General features: G+C 39.4%; 10 protein-coding genes and 1 pseudogene. 4 read left to right on the forward strand and 7 right to left on the reverse strand.

The genetic code is table 11. The features are described from left to right. The 4 genes from F6K23_RS16100 to F6K23_RS16115 form a co-directional block, all read right to left on the reverse strand. Nucleotides 1-4,282: tandem-95 repeat protein (locus F6K23_RS16100; RefSeq protein WP_293157289.1), on the reverse strand; the 4,282-nt coding region annotated here is incomplete at its 3' end. A gap of 1,034 nt (nt 4,283-5,316) precedes the next feature. After that, nucleotides 5,317-8,223, reverse strand: a complete 2,907-nt coding sequence (locus F6K23_RS16105; RefSeq protein WP_293157292.1) for a cadherin-like domain-containing protein — start codon at nt 8,221-8,223, stop codon at nt 5,317-5,319. Between the two features lie 661 nt (nt 8,224-8,884). Then, a complete protein-coding gene (locus F6K23_RS16110) occupies nt 8,885-12,694 on the reverse strand; it encodes an Ig-like domain-containing protein (protein ID WP_293157295.1) in 3,810 nt (1,269 codons plus the stop codon). Nucleotides 12,695-12,840: 146 nt separating this feature from the next. After that, nucleotides 12,841-15,102: a recombinase family protein gene (locus F6K23_RS16115; RefSeq protein ID WP_293157298.1), complete on the reverse strand. Its 2,262-nt coding sequence runs from the start codon at nt 15,100-15,102 to the stop codon at nt 12,841-12,843. 497 nt (nt 15,103-15,599) lie between these two features. On the opposite strand from F6K23_RS16115, the gene F6K23_RS16120 reads away from it, so the two are divergent. Both F6K23_RS16120 and F6K23_RS16125 read left to right on the forward strand, forming a co-directional pair. After that, a complete protein-coding gene (locus F6K23_RS16120) occupies nt 15,600-15,758 on the forward strand; it encodes a hypothetical protein (protein ID WP_293157301.1) in 159 nt (52 codons plus the stop codon). A gap of 705 nt (nt 15,759-16,463) precedes the next feature. Further along, nucleotides 16,464-16,733, forward strand: a complete 270-nt coding sequence (locus F6K23_RS16125) for a hypothetical protein (protein WP_293157304.1) — start codon at nt 16,464-16,466, stop codon at nt 16,731-16,733. Nucleotides 16,734-17,081: 348 nt separating this feature from the next. Here F6K23_RS16125 and F6K23_RS16130 read toward each other — a convergent pair whose 3' ends face one another. From F6K23_RS16130 to F6K23_RS16140, 3 genes are all read right to left on the reverse strand, one after another. Beyond that, entirely contained in the window at nt 17,082-17,222 is a 141-nt protein-coding gene (locus F6K23_RS16130; RefSeq protein ID WP_293157307.1) for a hypothetical protein, read from the reverse strand. 501 nt (nt 17,223-17,723) lie between these two features. Next, nucleotides 17,724-17,876 carry a hypothetical protein gene (locus F6K23_RS16135; protein ID WP_293157309.1) on the reverse strand — a complete coding sequence of 51 codons (153 nt, stop codon included), beginning with the start codon at nt 17,874-17,876 and terminating at the stop codon, nt 17,724-17,726. Nucleotides 17,877-18,351: 475 nt separating this feature from the next. Beyond that, a complete protein-coding gene (locus tag F6K23_RS16140) occupies nt 18,352-19,923 on the reverse strand; it encodes a PQQ-binding-like beta-propeller repeat protein (RefSeq protein WP_293157311.1) in 1,572 nt (523 codons plus the stop codon). Between the two features lie 1,996 nt (nt 19,924-21,919). Here F6K23_RS16140 and F6K23_RS16145 point away from each other — a divergent pair. Both F6K23_RS16145 and F6K23_RS16150 read left to right on the forward strand, forming a co-directional pair. After that, nucleotides 21,920-23,983, forward strand: coding sequence for a thioredoxin domain-containing protein (locus F6K23_RS16145; RefSeq protein ID WP_293157314.1), 2,064 nt, complete (start codon nt 21,920-21,922; stop codon nt 23,981-23,983). A gap of 751 nt (nt 23,984-24,734) precedes the next feature. Further along, nucleotides 24,735-25,892: pseudogene (locus F6K23_RS16150) on the forward strand (RNA-guided endonuclease InsQ/TnpB family protein); the annotation flags it as partial. Nucleotides 25,893-26,053: the final 161 nt, after the last annotated feature.

Genomic DNA, 26,053 nt, shown 5'->3' on the forward strand with positions numbered 1-26,053 from the left:
TTTCCAGGTTAGGAGTATCGGCAACAGGAGTAACATTAATACCAACTGTTGCTGTATCTGTTAACCCTTCAGTATCCGCAATAGTATAGGTAAAACTCTCCTCTCCACTAAAATTTTCATCAGGGGTATAGATGAAACTGTTTTTGGTTTCTTCTAAAGTGCCATTTTTGATATTATCCGCAGCAAACTCAGTAATTGTAATTTCGTCACCATCAGGGTCAGAGTCATTTGCTAATAATTCTGACTTATCAATAGTAATAGCAGTATCTTCGTTAGTTTCAAATACATCATCACCAGCAATGGGAGCGCTGTTTAGGGGAGTCACTTCTACAGCAATAACCCCAGACTCCGAAGCAGTATCGCTATTAGCTGTTTCTGTTGCTGTGACTGTAACTGTTAACTCAAAGTTTAATACTTCTGTTTGTTCTGCTGCAGAAGGTATTAGAGTTAAATTTTCCAGTTCCTCAACAGTCAGCTCCCAAGTACCGTTACCTTGGTCAGTTCCTGCTGAAAGTGTTGCTCCCTCTGGCACTCCAGCGATGGTAATAGACAGATTTTCCGAACCGCTAGTATCTACTAAACTGGCAGTAATATCTAAAGATATTGACTCATCTTGACCACCTGATACATTTGGTGTAGATATTTCCAGGTTAGGAGTATCGGCAACAGGAGTAACATTAATACCAACTGTTGCTGTATCTGTTAACCCTTCAGTATCCGCAATAGTATAGGTAAAACTCTCCTCTCCACTAAAATTTTCATCAGGGGTATAGATGAAACTGTTTTTGGTTTCTTCTAAAGTGCCATTTTTGATATTATCCGCAGCAAACTCAGTAATTGTAATTTCGTCACCATCAGGGTCAGAGTCATTTGCTAATAATTCTGACTTATCAATAGTAATAGCAGTATCTTCGTTAGTTTCAAATACATCATCACCAGCTATAGGAGAGGTATTACCAGGGTTAATATCAATATTTAACAACCCACTGGTCGTACCCCCATCTTGATCAGTCACAACATAACTAAATGTATCTGTACCAGGTTCATCTCCTGTATGTTGGTAAGTAAGACTACCTTGGTCAATATCCTCTTGAGTGAAAGTATCTGCTACTCCCAGAGTCGCGTTTTCTAGTTGTAGTTTCCCACTGCTTGGTAATTCCGTAATTTCATAAATTAGAGTTTCTGCAACTGCCTCAGTATCAGGATCTTCTGCCAGTAGATTTTTATTAGTAATTTCTCCCTGGGTATTTTCATCGAGACTTAAATTCTTGCTCGTAATATTTGGCGGGACATTAACTCTGATTTCAAAAGTGTCTGTAGTTTCACCTCCTACCTGGTCTGAAACGCTGAAACTAAAAGAATCATTTTTAGTATCGTTATTATCATGTTCATAGGTGAGTAACCCTTGGTCAATATCCTCCTGAGTAAAACTAGTAAAGCTTCCTCCATCAACTAGCAAATTACCACGAGTAGGCAATTCTGTAACTGTATAAATTAAAGAAGTTTTACTGTCATCGGTTGTTTCTAGGAGAGTATTATCTATTATTCCAGTCTCTTGTGTATTGACCACTAATTCGGTATTCGTGCCCACCAATGGTAAATCATTAATACTGACATTAATCAGAGCAGTATCAGTTTGAGCTTCCCCTAAACCTGTATTTCCTTGGTCATTTACCGAGATACTGATAGACTCACTACCTGAGTTATTACCTGTATATGTCAGGGTGTTGAGAGACTGGTTAATATCTTCTAAAGTTCCCGTAAATACTATTTCGGCATCTGCTTTACCATCACCTGTGCTAAAAGTTAGACCAGAAGTAGAATTAAGAGTAAGCTTACCCTCATTAGTAGTTTCGAGAGTAACTTCTAATTCTTCGTCTCCAGCATCAGGGTCTGTCACCTCAATACCAACAATATCTAATTCTTCCCCTTCATTAACCAGTTGTTGGTCGTCAGGAATGGTAATTTCTGGCGGGTCGTTGACATTGAGCAGGGCGATCGTAAATGACTTGGTTAAATTTTCTCCAGCATTGTCAAAGGTTCTGACTTGGATGTCATAGTTCTCTTGTTCCTCAAAATCAAGACTTGCTCCCTCTGCTACAACTAACTGGTCTTCGCTGAGAGCAAAGCGTCCATCAGCATCATCAATTAATCTATATTCATGGACATCATTTTCATCTGGGTCTTCTGTGGTAAATGTACCAATAACTGTACCTGCTTCACTATTTTCTTCCACACTATCGTTATCTAACAGAATGTCAGTGGGAGGATCGTTGAGAGAAGGTGGTGTTACTTCACCTGGATCTGGAGGTGTTGGTGATGGTGTTGGGTCTGGTGAGTCTGTTGGGGTTGGGGTTGGTGTTGGGTCTGGTGAGTCTGTTGGGGTTGGTGTTGGTGTTGGGTCTGGTGAGTCTGTTGGGGTTGGGGTTGGTGTTGGGTCTGGTGAGTCTGTTGGGGTTGGGGTTGGTGTTGGGTCTGGTGAGTCTGTTGGTGTTGGTGTTGGGTCTGGTGAGTCTGTTGGGGTTGGTGTTGGTGTTGGTGTTGGGTCTGGTGAGTCCGTTGGAGTTGGTGATGGTGTTGGGTCTGGTGAGTCCGTTGGAGTTGGTGATGGTGTTGGGTCTGGTGAGTCCGTTGGAGTTGGTGTTGGTGTTGGTGTTGGAATAGGAGTTTCTGGAGTAGGGAAAAAGTTATCAGAATTAAGAGTGCCACTATCAACTCCAATTAAAATAGCTAAAGTATTACCGTCGGCATTCCGAATAACAGTGTTACCACCCTCGTTAGATATTTCTAAGTCTTCAAACCTCAGACCTCCCTCCAAACTAATAAGGTCTTCAACAGTACTAAAATCAGTAACAGTATATAAATTATCAGGTTCCTCAAAATCTACAATAACGAAACTATCTTCACCCTCGCCCCCAGTTAAAGTATCATCACCTCGACCACCTATCAATAGATCGTCACCCTGACCTCCATCAATAGAATCATTTCCTCTACCACCTGAGAGGACATCATTTGCCTCCCCACCAGCAAGGACATCGTTTCCTCGTTCGCCATTGACAGTATCGCTACCCTCACCTCCTAATAATAAGTCATCATCCTTACCTCCAGATAATACGTCATCTCCCGTACCACCATCTAGAGTATCGTTACCTTGGTTTCCTGATAAAGAATCATTATCTTCATTTCCTGAAATACTATCAGTACCTTCACCACCGCTAATAACATCTAACCCCGCGCCACCAGAGATAATATCGTTACCATCCTGGCCAAAAAGACTGTCGTTACCCCCATCTCCTGCTACCGTATCATCGCCAATATCTCCTGAAACAAAGTCGTTTTCTCCTCCTCCTGCTACATCATCGTTTTCCTTACCACCGTAAATAATGTCTCTACCTTCTCCTCCTCTGACTGTATCTGAGTCGCGATCGCCCAATACTGTATCATTCCCAGCATCACCGACAACAGAGTCAGCATCTCTTCCTCCTCGTAGACTATCATCTCCCAAACCACCGCTAACTGTATCATTGCCTCGGTTACCGTTGATTTGGTCGTTGCCTTCTTGGCCAAGTAAAGAATCACTTTCTTCTTGGCCAAATACGATATCATTGCCACCTAGTGCAGAATATGTATCGCTGAAAGCACTGCCAAATGCTAGATCGTCTCCCTCAGTGCCAACGTCTTCTCCTTCAAAAAGAATTCCTCCCCCTGGTGCTGTAGGTACGGGAGCTGGCGTTGGGGATGGTGTTGGTGGTGGTGTTGGGGATGGTGTTGGCGCTGGTGTTATTATTGGTGGGGTTGGTGTTATTACTGGTGGAGTTGGTGTTATTACTGGCGGTTCTGTTGGTTCTGCTTGCTCTATCACTACAAAGTCGCCATTTGCATCGAAGAAACCTATTATACCATCTATTACGACTATTTCCCTACCTTCGGGAGTTGTTGGTATTGGTGTTGGTGGTGGTGTTGGGGATGGTGTTGGGGATGGTGTTGGGGATGGTGTTGGCGCTGGGGTTGGCGCTGGGGTTGGGGATGGTGTTGGGGATGGTGTTGGGGATGGTGTTGGCGCTGGGGTTGGCGCTGGGGTTGGCGCTGGTGTTGGCGCTGGGGTTGGCGCTGGTGTTGGCGCTGGTGTTGGCGCTGGTGTTGGCGCTGGGGTTGGAGCTGGAGTTGGATCTGGTACTGTCTGTAATGGTACAAAGTCACCATTATCATCAAGGAAACCTCTTATAAGAAAGCCATTGATTTCCCTTGTAACTATTGAAAAAATTGGGGAAGCTGAAGCCATTTTTCTACCTCATTAAATAATAGATAATTTACATTAGTTAATATGATACAAGTTCGATTTTTTTTTGTCGTTTTAGTTATTGATTATGTAGTAATATAGTTGAATTTTACAAGGGATAATATTGTTTTTATTACAGGTTATATCATGTCCGCTTAATTAGTAAAAATAAAGTTATTAGGTAATAGGTGGTAGGTGTAAATTAAAGAGGAAATACTGAATAGGAGCATAAATTTGGGAGACACCTTCCAGAGCAAGAAGTGAACATTTTTATTATACTTAATTATCCGGAAATGGTATTATTAATAACTTTAATTTATCAAGTTACTTAAATCGAACGAACCCATCTATATTCATTCAACATTTCTCGTATTGGGAAAGTAAAACTATAACTAATTGAATTAGTTTCAACCATAAAATTTGATTTTTTTTTGCTCTACAACTTTGTTAAGGTTAACATTTTTTTTCCTTTTTAACAATTGGTTTAATCTTATAAAGTTATCTAGATATTGCAAGTATTATTTGCTGATCGTTATCTGGGATAAATTATATCATTTGCCCCCTTCGGAGAAGCTACACTTACGGTCAAACAGTTATAATAGGGCTTCGGAGTTTTGCTCTAGCCCTAATATCAAGTCTCATTAATTAGCCATAATAAAAATGTTATTTTATTGAGAGAGAATATTTTTTTCTAGGTCATGCTGCGCAAACAAACTTTCCCTTGTTCCCTGCTCCCTACTCCCTAAATTTTTTATTGTGCTTCTTCAAAGATACATGATATAAGACAAGTATTTAATTAAAGGGCTAAAGCCCAACTACAAACAAAAACTTTATTATAACGCGCTTATTTGTTAGTGTAACTCCCCTGGAAGGGGCTAGGGTAGCTCCCTCGGAGGGGGCACATTATATTAACTAGACTTTGAAGATTTATTCTCCTAAAAAATAAAATCGTGGATAATAGCTAGGTCGAACTATTTTTATCCACTTTTGGGGCTGATTTGAACGATTTTTTTACATTTTCATATTACCTCCTAGGGTTAAATAAACTTAAAGTCTGAAGAATCAATAACAGTACTAATAGCATCAGGAACAAGAGGTATATTATTAAGAACTGCTAAATCAAAAGCAGGATTACCATCATCCTCAAGATTCGGATCATATCCTAAAATAACTTTACTATTCAAACTATTATTTACATAGATAAAGAAAGCAGGACTTGTTCCCGAACCATTTTGATTATTCAGAATAGAATTAACTTGCTGCACATTTTCAAATCTATTCTCAAAAATAATAAGTTCTTGACCGCTTATATCCTGACCTTGAGAACCCAAATTATCAAGAGAAACTATCACACTAGAAAATTCTGTAGCAGTGCCAGGAGGATTAGTTAAATTGCCAAAATTACTGGATCTAAACAAGAATACATCTACATTACTACCATTAAAATCAGTAATTACATCTACTCCTTCATTGGGGACTTCAAAAAAGAAAGCATCATCTCCCTCATTACCAGTTAACCTGTCTGCACCCAAACCACCACTCAAAGAGTCATCACCTATATTGCCATTGATACTGTCGTTACCTTCGTCACCACTGATAAAATCATTTCCTTCATTACCATCAAGAGTGTCAACCCCTGCACCACCACTCAAAGAGTCATCACCGACCCCACCAACAACACTATCGTTGCCCAACCCACCGAATAAACTATCGCTACCAGTTTGGCCAAGCAACAGGTCATCATCAGCACCACCGTCTAGAGTATCATTACCAGAATTACCTTCTAGAGTATCATTGCCAGCATTACCAAATAGAGAGTCATTATCATCTTCACCAGATAGAGAGTCATTGCCCGTACCTCCGTCTAGGGTATCGTTACCCTGTCCACCTCTGAGAGTATCTTGTTGTTCTGCTCCTAATAATAGATCGTTGCCGTCTTCTCCTAACAAAGAGTCACTATCAGCACCACCATCTAGAGTATCGTTGCCTACTCCTCCAAATAATGTATCAGCTTGTTCTGCACCAAACAAAGAATCATTACCAGCTTCACCTAATATAGAATCTTCGTCCGCTCCTCCATCTAAAACATCCTCTCCAGCACGACCACTAATAGTATCCTCTCCAGCATTTCCGAGAATGTAGTCACTTGCGGGAGTACCGTTAATAGTATTATCACCAGCTCCACGTTCAAATACATTATCAACAACAGTAATACTAAAAGATGTAGTTGGAATTGTTCCATTATCCCCATCAGAAACAGAAAAACTAAACGGAAACCTACCTGCTGTATTACCAGGAGTATATAGAATTAAGTTGTTATTAATATCAGCTTGAGAAAAAGTATCGTCATTATTGATACTATCATCAACTAATGTCAGATTACCTTGTATGGGTGCGGTAATAATATTGTAGGTAATTTCTTCTGCTGTGTTGTCAGTATCTGTAACTAAAAGATTAGTATTGAATATCGTTTGTCTTGCTCCACCTTTCTCGGCAATGATACCTCGGTTGTTAACTAACTGCGGTGAGTCATTGACTTTAATATTAACTTGGGCAGTATCGGAACCACCATTACCGTCACTAATACTATAACTAAAACTGTCCTCTCCAAGGAACCCAGTATTAGGAGTATATATATAGGTTGTACTGTTTTCTTGTACTAATGAGCCATTTTGTGGTGTACCGATGGCAGAAATACTGAGAGGATCTCCATCTGGGTCAGAGTCATTTTCTAGTAGTTCTTGAGCAGTAATAGTTAACGGTTCATTTTGATTTGTCGTTAAGTTATCGTCCTCTGCTTCAGGGGGGTTGTTGGAAGGTTCTGGAGTTTCTGTAGGTGTTGGTGTGGGAGTTTCTGTAGGTGTTGGTGTGGGAGTTTCTGTAGGTGTTGGTGTGGGAGTTTCTGTAGGTGTTGGTGTGGGAGTTTCTGTAGGTGTTGGTGTGGGAGTTTCTGTAGGTGTTGGTGTAGGACCTGGTGAAGTTGTTGGTCCAGGAGGTGTGGGTGTGGGGAGTGATAATGTTACAAAGTCATTAGAGTCTATTGTGCTACTTTCAACTCCTTCTAGCACTGCCAAAAAATTGCCGTTTGTACCACCGACACTAATGATAGTATTATCGGGGTTGTCTTCTGATGCAAAAATACTTAGTTCTTCAAAGGTCAAACCATTGCTCAGACCGATTAAATCTTCGTTACTGAAGTCATTAATAAAATCTGCACTGCTAACTCCCTGACCTCCTGAGTTACGAGTAATATTAAAGGTATCTTGCCCTATTCCTCCTGTTATTGTATCTGCACCAAGGTCTCCAGAGAGGAAGTCTGCACCAACACCTCCTGCTAGTGAGTCTGCATCTTTTCCTCCAAAAAGTACATCATCTCCTGTATTACCTTCTAGAATATCTCTACCTGTTTCACCAAATAATGTATCTCCACCATCATTTCCTAATAAGCGATCGTCACCTGCTCCACCAACTACTGTATCATTACCGATGTCCCCATCCGCAAAATCATCCCCCCGGTCGCCGAATAGTAGATCGTCTTCTCCACTACCGACAATACTATCATTATCTTTACCTCCATAGATAGTATCGTTACCTTCATTTCCTATGATAGTATCACTGTCGCGATCGCCATATAAGATGTCACTACCACTAGCTCCGAACAGAGTATCTAAATCTTTGCCTCCTCGTAAACTATCATCTCCCGGACCACCGTCGAGAAAATCATTTCCGGCATTTCCGTTCATTTGGTCTTGACCTTCATCTCCCAGGAGAGCGTCATTTTCATCTAGAGCAAAAACTGTATCATCTCCAGACAATGCTAAAATTGTATCTGCTACTGTACTCCCAATGATGGAGTCGCTGAAAATACTTCCCTCTCCTAAACCTTGGATAAAAATTGGTGGTGGTAGTTCGACTTGTTGTTTAACTCTTTCTTTTTGTGTCATTTTAATTTTTCCTGATAATTGCTATTAGATAAAAGGGAGTAGGGAGTAGGGAGTAGGGAGTAGGGAGTAGGGAACCCACCCCTCGCCCCTCCCCCTCCCAGGAGGGGAATAATTGATAATTTCTGTGGGATAATTCATTGGATTTTTTATTATTGGAGATGTCTATTTTTTTATAGACAAAGGAACAGAAAATTCACCTATTCCCTATTTCCTGTTCTCTGCTCCCTATTGCTGAGGTAGTTCGACTTGTTGTTTACAGAGGTTTTCATTTGGGTAGACCACAGTAGGGGCGATTCGCGTTTGCGGAGCATTCCGTAGGAAATCGCCCCTACTGTGGTTTTATTTGTGAAGATGTGGTTCATCAACTTGAAAAGCGCTGTAATTCTTTCTGTTTGTGTCATTTTAATTTTTCCTGATAATTGCTATTAGATATTTTTAGAAAAAAGGGAGTAGGGAGTAGGGGAAATAATTGATGATTTCTGTGTAATAATTGATTTGATTTTTTGGCATTGGAGATGTCTATTTTTTTATAGACAACGGAACAGAAGTAAGAATATTCAGTTAGACAATAGGGGAAAAAGGTTGAAATTTACTCCCCCACTCCCCCACTCCTGTAAGGGCGAATGCCATTCGCCCCTACTCCTTCTTCCTTCTTCCTTCTTCAAATAAACTCAAAATCACCAGCATCAATAATAGTGGAAATTTGGTCTTCTTCTGGTTCAACAGACTGGAGAATACCCAACTCAAAAGCAGGAACACTGTCATCAGCAAGACTTGTGTCATAACCAAGGACATATTTGCCTCGTTGACCATTTAGGTAAACAAAGAAAGCTGGGCGATCGCTGGAGCCATTTTGTACATTTAAGGCAGCGTTAACTGCTTGTGCATTATCAAACTTACCTTCAAAAATAATCAACTCTGCATCACCGATACTCTGACCTTCCGATCCGATATTCTCATCCTGGAGAATTACACTAGAAAAACCATTATTAGTTAAACCGCCAAAGTTAGCAGATGTAAACAGGAATGTATCATCATCACCAGGTCGGTCGAAATCTCTGACTGTATCTATACCTTCGTCTGCAACTTCATAGAAGAAGAAATCATTCCCGGCACCACCTGTCAGTCGATCGGAACCAGAACCTCCAGCTATAGTATCATTACCAATACTGCCGTCAATTCCATCATTGTCATCACCACCTTGGATACTATCATCTCCTATATCACCCAAAATGATATCCTGACCAGAACCAGCGTCGATAGTGTCATTACCATCATCACCAACCAGAGAGTCATCACCTTCTTCTCCAAATATTGAATCGTTCTCTGAACCACCTAAAACGGTATCTGCTCCTGCTCCACCACTAATAGTATCGTTGTCTGAACCACCGTCTATTAGATCGCTACCCTCTCCACCTGTTACGGAGTCGTTGTCAGCTCCACTGCGAATGGTATCGTTACCCGCATTACCAGCTATGGTATCGTCACCATCTGCTCCTAGAAGAGAGTCGTTCCCTTCTCCTCCAGTCATACTATCGCTGCCATCTCCTCCTAAGAGGTTGTCGTTACCTGCATCTCCAGAAATACTATCATTACCTGCATCTCCAGAAAGGCGATCATTGCCATCACCACCAAATAAGCTATCGGAACCATCCCCACCTCTGAGAGTATCTTGTTGACTAGCACCAAATAGACAGTCATCACCAGAGTTGCCAACCAGAGAGTCGTTTCCTTCACCACCATCTATATAGTCACTACTACTGAGACCATCAATACTATCATCTCCTGCCAACCCCAAAATATTATTACTTAGGGCAGTACCCGTGAAGTTATCAGCTTTATTTGTTAATGTTTTAGTATCATCTACAATACCAATACTAAATGAGTTTGGAGGAACCTGACCCCCTGCAATATCAGAGACTGTGTAGGTAAAAAAGTCATTACCTGCCGTATCATCTGGAGTAAATTGTAGTAAGTTATTGTTAATATCTTCTTGAGTGAAGGTATCTCCTTCCCGTAAACGAGAACTACCTCCTATTCTTAGGTCGCCTAAGTCGGGAGCATCAGTAATTGTGTATATTAACTCATCAGGAGAATTATCAGCATCAGATGCTTGCAAATTATTGGAATTTATAAACCGTATACCTGAACTAGCTTCAACTACTATACCAGTATTGTTAACTAACTCTGGCGATCGGTTAACTGTGATTGTCACATCAGCACTATCGCTACCCCCATTACCATCGCTGATAGTGTAACTGAAACTGTCTGTACCCACAAAGCCATCATCTGGGGTATATTCAAATAACCCATTGCTTTTCTCCACTAACTCTCCATTGGAGACTGATGTAAAATCAGTTACTGTTAGAGGATCGCCGTCAGGGTCGGAATCGTTTTCTAATACATTAAATTCTACTAATTTACTTTGACTAGTTGCTACTTCGTCATCTTCTGCATTTGGTCTCCGGTTAGGAACAGGTGGAGGTGTGGGTGGAGGTGTTGGACCTGGTGTTTCTGTGGGTGCTGGCGTTTCTGTGGGTGCTGGCGTTTCTGTGGGGTCTGGAGTGCCCGTTGGGTCTGGCGTGCCTGTGGGGTCTGGAGTGCCCGTTGGGTCTGGCGTGCCTGTGGGGTCTGGAGTGCCCGTTGGGTCTGGAGTGCCCGTTGGGTCTGGTGTGCCTGTGGGAGAAGGGGTAGGAAAAGGAAACCCACCAGAACCAATGAAATTACCAGCATTAATAGTATTACTGTCAACTCCCAATAGAATAGCCAAAAATGGACCATCGGAACCATTCTGAATTATGGTGTCACGGCCTTCCCCACTGGGACTTTGGAAAATAACTAAGTCGTTAAACCCAAGACCTCCTCCTAAACGAATTACGTCAGCATTACCATTAAAGTCAGCAATGACATCTGCTTCAAAAATTTCTAGACCACCGTTTTCGGGACTAATGACAAATGTATCGTTACCCTGATCCCCAATAAGAGTATCTGTGCCTAAACCCCCTATTAGACAGTCATTACCAATATTTCCTTGAACTTCGTCGTTACCATCTTCACCGTCTATAGTATCATTATCTCCATCACCACTGAGCAGGTCTGCTCCTAAACCTCCAAATATTGAGTCGTTGCCGAAACCGCCAGATGCTTGGTCATTGCCTTCATCACCAAAAATAGTATCGCTGCCAGGGTCTCCAAATAAGCGATCGTTACCGAGACCACCACTAACAAAGTCCTCACCTGCGCCACCGCTAACAAAGTCGTTCCCCTCGCCTCCAAGAACATTATCGTTACCATCTCCACCTAAGACAGCATCATCTCCTCTATCACCAAATACCTCATCATCTCCTGCATCACCAGAAACATTATCATTATCTCTACCGCCATAAAGAGTATCTCGACCATCCCCTCCACTAACTGTATCATTTCCCCGATCGCCAAATAATATATCATTACCTTCCTCTCCTAAAATCAGATCGTCATCTTTACCACCACGAGCGTTATCATTACCTTGGTTTCCTATAACTGTATCATTACCTCGACTACCATTGAGAGTATCGTTATTTTCATCTCCTCTAATTTCATCGTTACCACCTTGACCAACAATAGTGTCGTCACCCACTGCTCCAAATATGACATCTACTTGGTCGCTACCGATTAAAAATTCATTATTAGGAGTGCCTCGGAATACTCCCTCAACTCTTATAGGCGCTCCTTCACTGAGAACACTGATGTTAACTGTTGCCAGAGAACTGGTAGTACCATTGCTTGCAGAATAACTAAAACTATCTGTTCCAATAAAAAATTGTCTGGGGGTATAAGTGAAAGTTCCTGTACCATTTTCGAGTAATGAACCATCGGTAGGTAAGCTAAAATTACTAACAAATATTGAATTTCCTGAAGGGTCGATGTCATTTTCGAGGACATTAAAACTAACGACTTGACTCTGGTTAGTTGTCACTTCGTCATCGACAGCTATTGGTTGTGGTGGTGGTACTGGCGTAGCAGTTGGTGCTGGTGTTGGTGCTGGTGTTGGTGTGGGTAATAGCTGAAGCTCGCCGTTAACAATGAAACCAATTAGCTCGCCATTATCACCTCTAACTTCGATAACTTCTGTTGGTGGTGGGGTTGGTGCTGGTGTTTCTGTTGGGGTTGGTGTTGGTGTTTCTGTTGGTGTTGGTGTGGGTGTTTCTGTCGGGGTTGGTGTTGGTGTTTCTGTTGGGGTTGGTGTTGGTGTTTCTGTTGGTGTTGGTGTGGGTGTTTCTGTCGGGGTTGGTGTGGGTGTTTCTGTTGGGGTTGGTGTTGGTGTGGGTGTTTCTGTTGGGGTTGGTGTTGGTGTGGGTGTTTCTGTCGGGGTTGGTGATGGTACTGGCTGTAATGGCACAAACTCACCAAAATCATCAATAAAACCTCGTATAGGAAAGCCATTTATTATCCTTGTAACTATTTGAGCACCGAAATTTGACGATGGCATTATTTTTCTCCTTCTAAAAATTATCTTTAATTAGTTTGTGTTTTTTCTTGACAAATACTTTTTTTTATAGTAATAAAATCATTTATTTTTCATTGGTCCTCAATTTGACCAATAATTACAATAGACGTTTATTGTAAATTGTCCAACTAAGCAGTATTAGATATAGAACTGTAGACCAAGGGTAAAAGTGGCCCTGTTTGTTCCTGTCCATTAACAGCTAAATCGCTATGACAAAGGAAAATCCGATGTTCATTTGACCCATTGGCTGAACTATTGTTGCCATAACCTACAGGAGAACCTACACGACTTAACAAATCTAACAAAATTTTTCGCAGTCTTTCCCGATCGGATTTTTGCGTATCTTCAATAGTCCAAGAATTTCCTAACTGACTTTGCAAAAATAATGGTGCTCCATAGAGAGTAGCAGTACCTCCACTTAACCAAAGAGGGGAGCCTATATCTAACCAAAACTGCCATCTATGACATCTACGACTAGCTCGATATTGAAAAACTGTCGCCAAAGTAATTGCTGGGGGAGAATAACCAATTGTCCTCACGGGAAAAGGATTTGCACTAACAACTCCTTTGCGTAAAAACTGGATAAATTTTTCTACTGTACTAGAGGATAAGTCTTCTTCCAATGAGTCATTGGGAGTAGAAGTTGTTACCGAAAATTGGGAACTTTTTTGCAGTCTGCGCTCTACTTCCCAATAGTGGGTAGCAGTTTCCATCAACTCTCGTAGTGCTGCTAACTCAGTAAAAGAAAGATAGCTAGACATAAAGAATTTCTGAATTGCTCTGTCTAACAAAAATATCGGGTTAGGCAGTTGACGTTGTTCTTGTTGCGACCGCTGTTCTTCTATCCATTCCAAAATTTGATTATAAACACGAGTTGCTTGATACCCGACTCTATCCCATCGAGAAAAAGCTTGTATTGGCAGCAAGTGTGGATGTGTAATATCTGGATAAAAGCAGTGATCTGCTAACAAACCTGCGCGCACTGGATCTATATCATTAGTCCTCTGTAAATTTTCTTGACCATCTGTTTGTTTTTCAGCTTTGCCAATAGACCTTTGACTTAATACAACCAACATTTCTGCCACTGCATCACGGTCTACTAAACGTCCCAACCCAGGATAAACCAAAGTTAAAAGACTCAACAATGCTCGGATCGTGGGATAGCTAATTAGAGGACGTTGGTCTTTGAGTGAGTCTACAGCAATTCCATGATAGTTGAGAATTGAAATCAAACTATAACGAGCAATGGCATCTAAACCAGGAGCTATTATTGCCACTTCTTGAGGTTCTACTATACCCAATTTTATATCTTTAGCGATCGCCTCTGCCGTTTTTCGTAACAAAGCCGCCCGCGATCTAGTCTGAATTAATTGTAAAAAAGCCGGAAGTTGGAAAATAGAAGAATTAAGACTATAAGTATCCAGGACTAATTCAACAATAGGTTCTCCTATTTCTGTAGCTAAATTTTGTTCAGTGTCTAATACTTCAATTTGACAGCGTTTCTGCAGTTCTGCTAAATATTCGGGGTCAGCTCCCAGACCTAATCTAATACCACCATCAGGATTATAAGTAAAAACCCCTAAAGTTCCATTATCTAAGAGAAAGTTGCATAAATCACTAGCGATCGCTGGATATTCATCCACATCATCTGCCAACAAAAATGGATAACGGTCAATTAGATATTGCTGATAATTAGGATTTGGTAGTAGATACCGCCAGTATAACTCTGTGATGATACCATAAGTTAGCAAGCCTTTTTGTAAACACCAATGTCGCCACTGTTGGAGCAATTCTACTATATTCTCATAGAATTCCCCTGAATCTACTTGCTCAAATCCCTGTTGTAAAATCATTGCGGTCTCTTCTATAGGCGTGCAACTGAAAGCAGCCAATTGAAATAGGTCGAGAATGCGGCGTATCATCCGCTCTCTAGTTACTCCTGGCTGTTGCAATAATCCTTTCTCTATGTGAGGACGCCAAACTTTGCCAGCAAGTTCCTGTTCTGTTTCGGGCCTTAGTCGTAATGGAAACTGTGCCTTTAAGTCCAAGGATTCGATTAGCAATGGCCAGAATAAGTTTACTTCATCTTCAAAAAAACCTAATGGTGTAGTTGAATGATATGGGTATTGTTCTGATGTAGCCTCGGAAATTCTGTCCATCAAGTCAAGTCGATTATTTGCATTAGCCGCCAATATTAGTATCTTGGGCGAAGTATGCAGAAAGTCTGGTATCTTTGGGCGATCGTCTAAAATATTTTCGGAATTTTCTGGCCTAACAATTTCATTTAGGGGAGACTTCAGATTTTGGCCTCTTATACAAAATTGTTCTATTAACCGACTTGTCTTACCGCTAAGAGTTGGCCCTGTAATCCAAAGAGAGCGATCAGGCATTGTTGGCTATCCTTTGTTTTGTTGGCAAATTAAACTATATAACAAAGAACTAGTTGGTGTTTGACATAGATTGATGATCAACCGTAAGACGCCAGAAATGCTTTTCCCACTGTTGCCTGTTGCCTGTTCCCTGTTCCCTGCTACATTATCGAAATTATCGAAAAATTGAGTTTATATAGTACATAGCAGGGGGTTTATTTTTTCAAGCGATCGCTATTAACTAGGTGTCAGCTAAAAGTTTTCAGCTATCAGCTTGGGTTGAAATCCCCGGATTGATTATAGCAAGATAATTTAAGAGGGGAAGATGTATTTCGGTTGACGGTAGATACAGCAAACAATGCAATAGACATATCCAAAAATCAAAAATAAAATCTAATTATCGTACAGAAATTATCAATTATTTCCCCCTATTCCCTATTCCCTATTCCCTCTTTTGGAGGAGATGTCTAATATTAGATTTTGAAGATGGTATCGATCTAATTGAGCTAAGAGAAGGGTTGACATTTTCCCCGCTAGCGATCATTACTGGTGAGGATAATACTATCTATTTTATTGTTGCTAGCAGTGGAGAAATTATTGGTACGATAACACGAGCAAATGAGATAGCGATCGCTTCTGATGATTTCATAGAAGGATTTAAAAAAAATAAAATTTAGGAGAGAAATTCCTTTTCTTTGCAATAATTCCCGTACATCAAACATCAAAGGAAGTACTTGTTGATTCCAATCTTCACTCTGGTAAGTTTAGGAAACAAAATTTTACTTAGGGTTTGCTGAATAAGTCTTTTGGTATGGGGTAGGAGTCAGGAGTTAGGAGTCAACCCACCCCTCGCCCCTCCCCCTCCCAGGAGGGGGAGTCAGGAGGAATGGGGAATGAGCGAGGAGGTAGTCGGGTATTTTATCCCTTGATTTTTCTGCTATAGTCAGCCCAAAATCCTAACTTTTTGGTCGCTCAAGCTTAAAAAGTTGTACTTTTTTACAGCGAAAAAAAGCTACAACCTTTACCTATTAATGCTTTTAGATTTAATCAGCAAGCCCTACTTATATCCTAAACCTTTTGGGACAATTGTAGAGATCGCTTACAGCGGTTTTCATTTGGGTAGACCACAGTAGGAACTTTCCATGGAACGTCCCGACAAGGTTTTGTTTGTGAAGATGTGGTTCATTAACTTGAAAAGCGCTGTAATTAGTACAATTAGCCTTTTTGAGCATTGGCCATAATCTTCTAAGGGCAAGGCTAATTACTTTGAAAGCAATTAAAGTTTTAAATCCTTTAACTTTTTCTGTGTTTGTAATCTCTGTTCAACAATTAATAATGAATAATGAATAATCAATAATTACCTCTCCTTGAAAAGAAGAGGATTGAATAATAATGAAAATTTGGTGGTGGTGCATAGTAATGGTAAAGGAGTGTGGGGGGATGGGGAGATGGGGAGATGGGGAGATGGGGGGATGGGGGGATGGGGAGATGGAGAGTGTGGGAGTGTGGGAGAAATTAAAGAATGTGTATCCTACCATTACCATGCAGGACTATCGAAAATTTTTCTTTGTTATCCCCTTAAAAGGGGAGGCTTTAAACCACAATTTTTCGGTAAATCTACATTTATATCATGTCAGGTTGAACAGTTATAAATAAACGACGGAGGAGTCATAAGTCAGGAGTCAGGAGTCAGGAGGGAAGAAAGGAGAACAGAAGCAGAAAGTTTTTTGATCACTAATTATCTGGACATGATATTATACCAATTCCCAAAAGTAATGCTATACTTACAGCGCTTTTCAAATTGATGAACCACATCTTCACAAGCAAAATCCTGTAGGGACGTTCCATGGAACGTCCTTACTGTGGTCTACCCAAATGAAAACCGCTGTAAGTGACACTTCAGTTATTAAGTAATTAACTTATATAGAATAACTTTTTTGTTAATTTGAGCAAATTTAATGTTAATTATTATTATGTTTGCTTCTCCCCTACTCCCCTACTCAATAAAATGTAGAAAAGTTTTTGAGAAATGGTATTACACCTGATTCAGCAGCCAAAAGAAAACTTTTTTTAGCTTGAATTGCACCAATTTTAATCGCTTCAATTTGTAGGAATGTTGGACTGTTAGGAGTCTCAGCCATTGAGTTTTCAATGACAGTTAAAAGAAATTAGTCCACAGACAGTGATAACTATCGGCACGATTACCAGTTTCACAGGTGTGATGTTTTGGATCTGGAAAATTTCTTATTACATTGGAAGGCTTGAAAATAAGGTTGAAAACAACTGAAATTATATCAATAGATTAGGGAATTTCGTCAGGCAAAAATATCAAAGTATTATATCAAATCCGTTGGCTTCGGAGTAATATAATTCTGTTGATAGTCATACAATCGGTAAGGCCGAATGGCCATTCGCCCCTACAGTATAGACTCTTATCTTTAAAGACTGAATAACACCGATGCTACCGGATTTGATATTATATCAAATCCGTTTAATTCGGTATACAAAAATGTTCCATCTTCAACCATTACCAAATATTTCTCTCACTCCCCATCTCCCCATCTCCCCATCTCCCCATCTCCCCATCTCCCCATCTCCCCATCTAATTACACCGATGCTACCGGATTTGATATTATATCAAATCAGTTTAATTCGGTATACAAAAATGTTCCATCTTCAACCATTACCAAATATTTCTCGATCTTCCCCTCCTGGGAGGGGTTAGGGGTGGGTCCCCATCTCCCCATCTCCCCATCTCCCCATCTCCCCATCTCCCCATCTCCCCATCTCCCCATCTAATTACACCGATGCTACCGGATTTGATATTATACGTCATGTAAATAATCATTGCCTTGATCTCGGAACGATTGAATCTTTTCTTGAAAAAAATTTGATTATCGCCCACATACCAAAATTCATATAAACGAAGATGAGCTATAAAGTATAGCGCTGTGCGCAGGCAACAGCTCCGGAAGGCAACAGCTCCGGAAGGGGGAATAAAAAACCTATAATATAAGACTTTTAGCTATTGGACACCTCTTGTAATTTGTAAATATGCCAGCGCACATTGCTATATTTCAAAAATTAGAGTGTCCAAAATGCAAAAGTACAAACATGACAACAGGACACTGCGACTACTGGTGTCGGGATTATCGCCATCATTGGCCACGAACAAATTCTGTGGGGATTCTCCCTGATGTCCAGAACAAATGTTTTACCTCCGGAAAGTTGGAAACTGCTAATCTTTGACTTTTTCCCTCTTCCGGAATTTTAACCAAAACTATATAACCAACCATCCCGACCACAAATTCTAATAATTCCATCCCATACAATAGGGGTAGATTCAAAAGAAACTTTACCCGTAAATTTGCCAGCTTCTTCTACTATTAAGCGGAAAAATTCTCCTTGAGCGTTAGGTAAAACATTTCGTTCGTCAGGTTTAGCAAATTCCCAATTCAAATTAAATATATAAACTCCATTATATCCAGCAGTTACCAGTTTATTTCCATCAGTAAAAATTGGTGTTGAAATTGAGGGACCAATTTTCTGCTTAAACACAATTAAAGGAGTATCATAACTAAACTTTTTCAAAGGTCCTTTAACTTTATTTCCTGTAGTTAAATCTTGGGAACCAATATATAGATATCCATCAATAGCATTAGTAGCAAATAAAGCCGGAAATTCACCATAATTATTATATTCATCATTCAAAGCTACCGACCCAATAATACCTCCTAACCAAGTATTAAACTTAATATTACCTGTAGGCAAAAACCATTCTACACTTTCCTGATTTTTTTGATTAGGATTTAATTTTACTACCCCACCATTTCCAGGAATAAATTGTTTTTCAATCGCACAAAATAATTTACCAGCTTTAGAAATAGCAATAGTACCATCTAAATCTGAACCTGTATAAAAATCCCAAACTATCTTTTTACTCTCTATATCAATACCATAAATATGCCCGGAACCTGCTGCTAAAAAAATTCTATTACCCAATCTAGCGGGAGATGATTCAGATACAATATTTCCCCCTTGTCTTTTAGCATCACTATCCACATAAAGTTTGATTTCGGATAATACTTCTGGCTGCATAATAGAAGATTTTATTTTAGCTTTACTGACAGAACTATTAATAAAATAACCAATAGCATTTTCCCCAGCATTGAAAATTAAATTATTTCCTAATGGCAAAGCAGAACTATCATTATCGCGACTATAACTACGAGTTTTTCTAATATCTAGTTGCCAAATTTCTTTCCCTGTCCTAAAAGAAATAGCACGAAAACTAGGAGCAATTCCTTTTTTTGGTCTCCCAGTTCTACTGCCTTGTAAAATCACAATACGATTTTCTTCATTGGCAGTTTCATCAATATAAACCGTACTCGAACCTTTAATAACATCATCAAATTTATATTGCCAAACTTCCTGATTATTCGCGACATCTATTTTGCGCAAAAGATGATCGTAACTACCAATAACTAAATAAGTTTTTCCTCTATCTTTAGTAATAGTGGGTTGCCCTGTCCATCCAGCTCCACTCCATACTTTTCTAGTTTTACCAACATAAGTTACACCTGTTCCTAGTTTAAATTTATTTTGAACTTTAAAATTTTCTGGTGTACCACGACCATAGAATCTTCTTTGATCGTTTCCCAAGTATGTAGGAATTAATAAATCAATCTCTGGGTCGAGATAAGCAAAAAATTCTTTGACTTTATTCTCTAATAAATTTTCTGACAAGTTGAGATTTAGATATTTTGATAAAATTGGAGCTATTCCCGCTCCTAAAGAAAATTGTATAGCGATTTTATGGAAGTCTCTTCTTGAGTAATTCATAAATTATTGAGGAAGGAAAAAAGTGGAAGTAAAAATATTTATACCATTTCTCAAAAACTTTTCTACATTTTATTGGGCATGGGACTCACCCGTAACCCCTCCCAGGAGGGGGAGTAGGGGAATGTGGGAGAAGTAAACATCATAATAATTAGTATTAACTAACTAATAATCATCAAAAAAGTAATTTTAACGGATTATTTACTTAATAATTGAAGTGTTACATAAGTATCGCATTGCTTTTGGTAATTGGCATTACATCTTGATGATTTTTGAGAGCAAATAGAAATATAAATTACTATTACTAATATATAGTTAAGGTTGGATTACTCTTATATAAAAAACAAAAAAATCAATAATTTATTTTGCTATACTAATCCTCTTCCTTTTAGGTATAAGGTAAGCAGTCAGCTATCAGCTATCAGCTTTATTACCTTTAAAGGAGAAAAAAGCAATTTTATCAAAGCTTCAGAGTACGAATATCTGGTTGAGAATGTAGTAGAAATTAAATGAATGTACATCTCCAATCATAAAAAATAAAATCAATTATCCCACAGCAATTATCGATTCTTTCCCCCTACTCCCTATGTATGGAGGAGATGTCTATTAAAAAGCTGACCGCTAATAGCTGAATGCTTACGATATAAGTGGCAATTGATTATTCATAATTAATTATTGAATAAGAGAAAAAAATGTGAATAAATTATTTTTTATCTACCTTCTTGATCGACAATAAACGGGTGCATCTCAATATTTGCAAAAATACTTTTTTCCTATTCTCTTTTCTCTATTCCCTTTTCCCTAAAAGCGATAAATTTTTGGCTTTATTCAAAATTTAGATGTAAGCATTTCCTGCGGACTGCTGCGCAAACAGCCGTCAGCTATGAGCTAGCCTCCTACGGAGGAACTGCGTTAACAGCTATTAATTTTGGGTCTGCGTAAAAGCAAGGTTTGAAGTTGAAAAAGAATAAAAATTTACTGCCAAAGTCCCAGAAGAAAACCTTAGAACTAATGTAAGCATTTCCTGCGGAATGCTGCGCAAACAGCGGTCAGCTATCAGCTATCAGCTTAATTATCTTTAACGCAAGCTAGTCATTCTTGTTCTTCAAATTTATGGGTTTAAAATGTAGTCAAAGTCAAACAAATGCTTGCTTAATTATATCTCTGGCAAAAATTAATTAAATCAATTCAAGATATTAAATCAACAATTTCATCTCTTTATTTCCTATCCCCTGACTTCTGCAAGAAGTCTATTTATTAAAAACCTGAGAGCTGTTTGCGGAGCATTCCGTAGGAAACGCTAATAGCTGAATACTTACGAACTAATTATTCATTACTAAGCAAACAGCTATTAATTTTGGGTCTGCTTCAACAATTAATAATGAATAATGAATAATGAATAATTACCTCTCCTTGAAAAGAAGAGGATTGACTAATAATGAATTTTTTTTTATTATCCCCTTAAAAGGGGAAACAAGCGGTCAAGGGATAGCGAAGAGACCTCGCCATATCCAATCGACCAAGAGAAGAAAAATTGTTCCTTTGAGTCAATCCTCTCCTTGAAAAGAAGAGGTAATTGTTAATTATAGCAATCAGGAATCAGTTGTGGGAATTGAGATGTTCCTTAAAAGTATAGAATATAGCAATTCTTATATTTATATGATACGTTTTTTTCTTCTTCTCTGTTCCCTTTTCCCTGTTCCCTAAAAGTTTTCAATGTCTCACAACTCAAATCATATTGCTATATTAATAATTAATAATTAATTATTAATTGTTGAATGTCATGCGTCCCCTTGCCAAACCTGAGAAGTAATGAATAATTACTAATTGCTGTTTGCGTAGCATCCCGCAGGGAAGTGCTGACTGCTAATAACTGAATGCTTACAAATCAAGCCCTAAAATTTATAAATACGTTATAATCTGCGGAAATGTTAATCATCTACTTTTCAAAGTACCAGAATAATTGACAATATTAATGATAAATAGAGAGTAAGAAAAAATGACCAATCGTTTAGCTAAATCCCAAAGTCTTTATCTCCGCAAACACGCAGAAAATCCTGTAGATTGGTGGCCGTGGAGTGAAGAAGCTTTAGAAACGGCACGGCGGGAAGATAAGCCAATTTTTCTATCAATTGGTTATTCAAGTTGTCACTGGTGTACCGTTATGGAAGGGGAAGCTTTTTCTGATGATAAAATCGCTCAATATTTGAATGAAAAATTTTTACCAATAAAAGTAGATCGAGAAGAACGACCTGATGTAGATAGTATCTATATGCAGGCATTACAAATGTTAACTGGACAGGGTGGTTGGCCGTTAAATATATTCTTAACTCCTGATGATTTAACACCTTTTGTTGGTGGTACTTATTTCCCTGTTGAACCTCGCTATGGACGACCAGGATTTTTAGAAGTTTTACAAAAGATTAGGGGATTTTATGACATTGAAAAAAATAAACTTAACGATTTAAAATCCGAAATGTTGGAGGGATTAAGAAAATCAGTTTTATTACCAGAAGCAGAAGATTTAAGCGAAGAGATACTGCAAAAAGGTTTAGAAGTTAGTACCGCAATTATTAGCGATCGCTACTCTCAACAAAGCTTTCCGATGATACCTTATGGACAAGCAGCATTACAAGGAACAAGGTTTAATTTTGAATCTCAATATGATGGTAATCAAATTTGTTTACAACGAGGATTACATCTGTCATTAGGAGGAATTTATGACCATGTTGCCGGAGGTTTTCATCGTTATACAGTAGACGCAACATGGACAGTTCCCCACTTTGAAAAAATGCTCTACGATAATGGTCAAATTGTTGAATATTTAGCTAATTTATGGAGTGCAGGACATCAAGAACCAGCTTTTAAACGAGGAATTATTGGCACAATAGATTGGCTAAAACGAGAAATGACTGCACCAGAGGGATTTTTTTATGCTGCTCAAGATGCTGATAGTTTTACCACTTCAGATGAAGCTGAACCGGAAGAAGGTGCTTTCTATATTTGGAATTATCAAGAATTAGAAAATTTATTAACCTCAGAGGAATTATCTGAACTATCAGAACAATTTTTCATAACATCTGCTGGAAATTTCGAGGGAAAAATTGTCTTACAAAGAAAGCAAGCAGGAGAGTTAAGTGAAACTCTAGAAAATTCCTTATCCAAACTGTTTGAATTACGGTATGGAGCCAAACCTTTTTCTGTAAAAACTTTCCCACCAGCAACCAATAATCAAGAAGCCAAAAATAATAATTGGCCTGGTAAAATTCCAGCAGTAACAGACACTAAAATGATTGTTGCTTGGAATAGTTTAATGATTTCTGGATTGGCACGAGCAGCCACAGTATTTAACAATTCAGAATATCTAGAATTAGCCGTTAATGCTGCTAATTTCATCATCAAAAATCAGTGGGTTGACGAACGTTTTCATCGATTAAATTATGAAGGTAAAGCGGCAGTAATGGCACAGTCAGAAGACTATGCTTTGTTTATTAAAGCTTTGCTAGACTTACAACAGGCTTCTATTACTTCATCAAATACTAATTATTGGTTAGAAACAGCAGTAAAATTACAAGATGAATTTGATAAATTTTTATGGAGTTTAGAAGCATCAGGTTATTACAATTCACCGAGCGACGTTAGTGGAGAATTAATATTACGAGAACGTAATTACATTGATAATGCAACTCCCGCAGCAAATGGAATAGCAGTTGCTAATTTAGTACGTCTATCTTTGCTAACCGAAGAATTATATTATCTCGACCGAGCTGAGTCAGCCTTAACAGCTTTTAGCAGCATAATGAAAAAATCTCCTCAAGCTTGCCCGAGTTTATTTGGTGCCCTTGACTGGTATAGAAATCAAACCTTAGTTAGAACCTCTGAAGCAGAAATATCTAGTTTAATTACTCATTATTTTCCTACTACTATTTATAAAGTTGAAGCAGATTTACCAAAAAATTCTGTAGGGTTAGTTTGCCAAGGTTTGATATGTAAAAAACCTTCTTTGAGTAAACAAGAATTATTAGAACATTTAGAGCAAAGTCAAAATCGTTGGACTAAATAATTTAGGAGTTAGGAGTCAGGAGTCAGTAGGAAGAAAGTGGGAATTATCTGGGGATATTCCAGCATTTTATGCCTGCATTGAATGGAAAGCGCAATCAAAAAACTTTCTCTCTTCTAACCTTTTCTTTCCTTCTGCCTTTCCTACGGAATGCTGCGCAAACAGCATAGCTGCCTCCTGCCTTCTGCCTTACTTTTTCCAACTTTGATGTCGGCAAGGGGTCTCCCGTTAACATTTGTATAACGGGAGGGGAATTGCCGACCAACAAATAAACCGCGTAGGGTCCAATTATTTCTTGCATTGTGTGCTTTTTTGTGTTATTGGTGATTATATCCGGAGTAGCGGTAATACGCACTTGATAACAGCACATAGAAAACAAATAGCGAGTATGGGGTTCAATTCATGAAGTTCGCGGTCGGCCCGTGAAAAGGTAAAACTCTTGAGGGTGTGTATCGGAGTACAGAATTGTTCAGTACAAAAAGGTGGTGGGTCTCATCATCTCTGTCTGGTGAGGGTTAAGTGGTTGCACTCCCTGTGAAACAGAAAGCCCGCGTCCGCGAGGTTGGGAAGCCTACATCATAATCTTTGATTTGATGTAGGAGAACGTCACAGTGGAAGACTATGGTTTATTTATCAAAACGTTGGTTGAAGACCCGCGCTCTCCCGTAGGGGAGCACCGTATGGGAAAACCAATCAATGTTGCGGGTTTACAAATGATCTGTTAGAATGTTGTGGGTTGAAAATTAGTCAGTAGATGGTGGAAAAAGCGTACAAATTTAGATTTTACCCAACTCTAGAGCAGGAAAGTCTGTTGCGGAGAGCGTTGGGATGTGTACGCCTCATCTACAACAAAGCTTTAGCAGCTAGAACTACTGCCTGGTATGAGAACAAAGAGCGAGTAAGTTACAAGCAAACTTCAGCCATGCTAACTTCCTGGAAAAAGCAGGAAGACTTGGATTTTCTGACTGAAGTAAGTAGTGTACCATTGCAGCAAAGCTTGAGACATTTACAAACTGCTTTTACCAATTTTTTTAGTGGACAGGCGAAATATCCCAACTTCAAGAAAAAGCGCAACGGTGGTAGTGCCGACTTCGTGAATTCAGCATTTAAGTGGAAAGATGGCCAAGTTTATTTAGCGATCGGGTTCAGAACCACTACCTATTAGATGGAGTAGGCAACTACCAGGAGGTTGTGTACCTAGCACAATTACTGTCAAGCTTGAGCCTAGTGGTAGATGGTCTGTATCAATGAAGAGTTAATGATACCAGAGATTTAAAACTCAAACCTGTTACCAAACAAGTTGGCATTGATTTAGGCATTACCAGCTTACTAAGCACCAGCGATGGTAAAAAAGTTGCCAACCCAAAAAATCTTCAGAGGTTACATAAAAAACTGAGGATAGCCCAGAAATCCCTAGATAGAAAACCCAACAAAAAGTCTAATAACTATCAAAAGGCCAGGCTGAAAGTAGCCAAGATACACGCGCTTGATTAAAGACTCAAGACTTGATTACACTCACAAGCTAACATACGTCGCCAATCCGACGGCTCCCCTACAACTGATTAGAGAAAATCAAACTATTGTAGTTGAGGATTTAGCAGTACGAAACATTGTCAAAAAGCGGTGCGACCCCGCGACGACGCCAGTCGCAAGGGAACGCGCACCAAGAGACCACAAATTAGCTAGAGCGATAAGTGATGCTAACTGGGGAGAATTAGTGAGGCAATTAGAATACAAGGCTGATTGGTATGGACGGAAGTTAGTCAAAATTGACCGATACTTCCCTAGTTCCAAGCGCTGTTCTAATTGTGGTCATGTAGTAGAAAAATTGCCTCTCAATATTAGAGAGTGGGATTGTCCTGAATGTGCTACTCACCATGACCGGGATATCAACGCAAGTATAAATATTTTGCGGATGGGAACCCGCGTCGGCGTCAGACGCAAGCGGTCAGACCCCGCGCCGCCGACAGGCGCAAGGGAACGCTGACCAAGAGAGGGAACGCCCACGCTCGAAGGCTGCGGGAGGAGCAGTGTCAGTCTGTGGAGCGACCGTAAGACCCGAAGAGAGTAAAT

The organism is Okeania sp. SIO2C9 (assembly GCF_010672455.1).
In the GTDB taxonomy this organism is placed as follows: domain Bacteria; phylum Cyanobacteriota; class Cyanobacteriia; order Cyanobacteriales; family Microcoleaceae; genus Okeania.

Bases quoted from the DNA above. Each gene is read 5' to 3' on its own strand.
- F6K23_RS16105 (WP_293157292.1), bottom strand. From the start codon at position 8,223: ATGACACAAAAAGAAAGAGTTAAACAACAAGTCGAACTACCACCACCA.
- F6K23_RS16110 (WP_293157295.1), bottom strand. From the start codon at position 12,694: ATGCCATCGTCAAATTTCGGTGCTCAAATAGTTACAAGGATAATAAAT.
- F6K23_RS16115 (WP_293157298.1), bottom strand. From the start codon at position 15,102: ATGCCTGATCGCTCTCTTTGGATTACAGGGCCAACTCTTAGCGGTAAG.
- F6K23_RS16130 (WP_293157307.1), bottom strand. From the start codon at position 17,222: ATGGCTGAGACTCCTAACAGTCCAACATTCCTACAAATTGAAGCGATT.
- F6K23_RS16135 (WP_293157309.1), bottom strand. From the start codon at position 17,876: ATGGGGAGATGGGGAGATGGGGAGATGGGGAGATGGGGAGATGGGGAG.
- F6K23_RS16140 (WP_293157311.1), bottom strand. From the start codon at position 19,923: ATGAATTACTCAAGAAGAGACTTCCATAAAATCGCTATACAATTTTCT.
- F6K23_RS16145 (WP_293157314.1), top strand. From the start codon at position 21,920: ATGACCAATCGTTTAGCTAAATCCCAAAGTCTTTATCTCCGCAAACAC.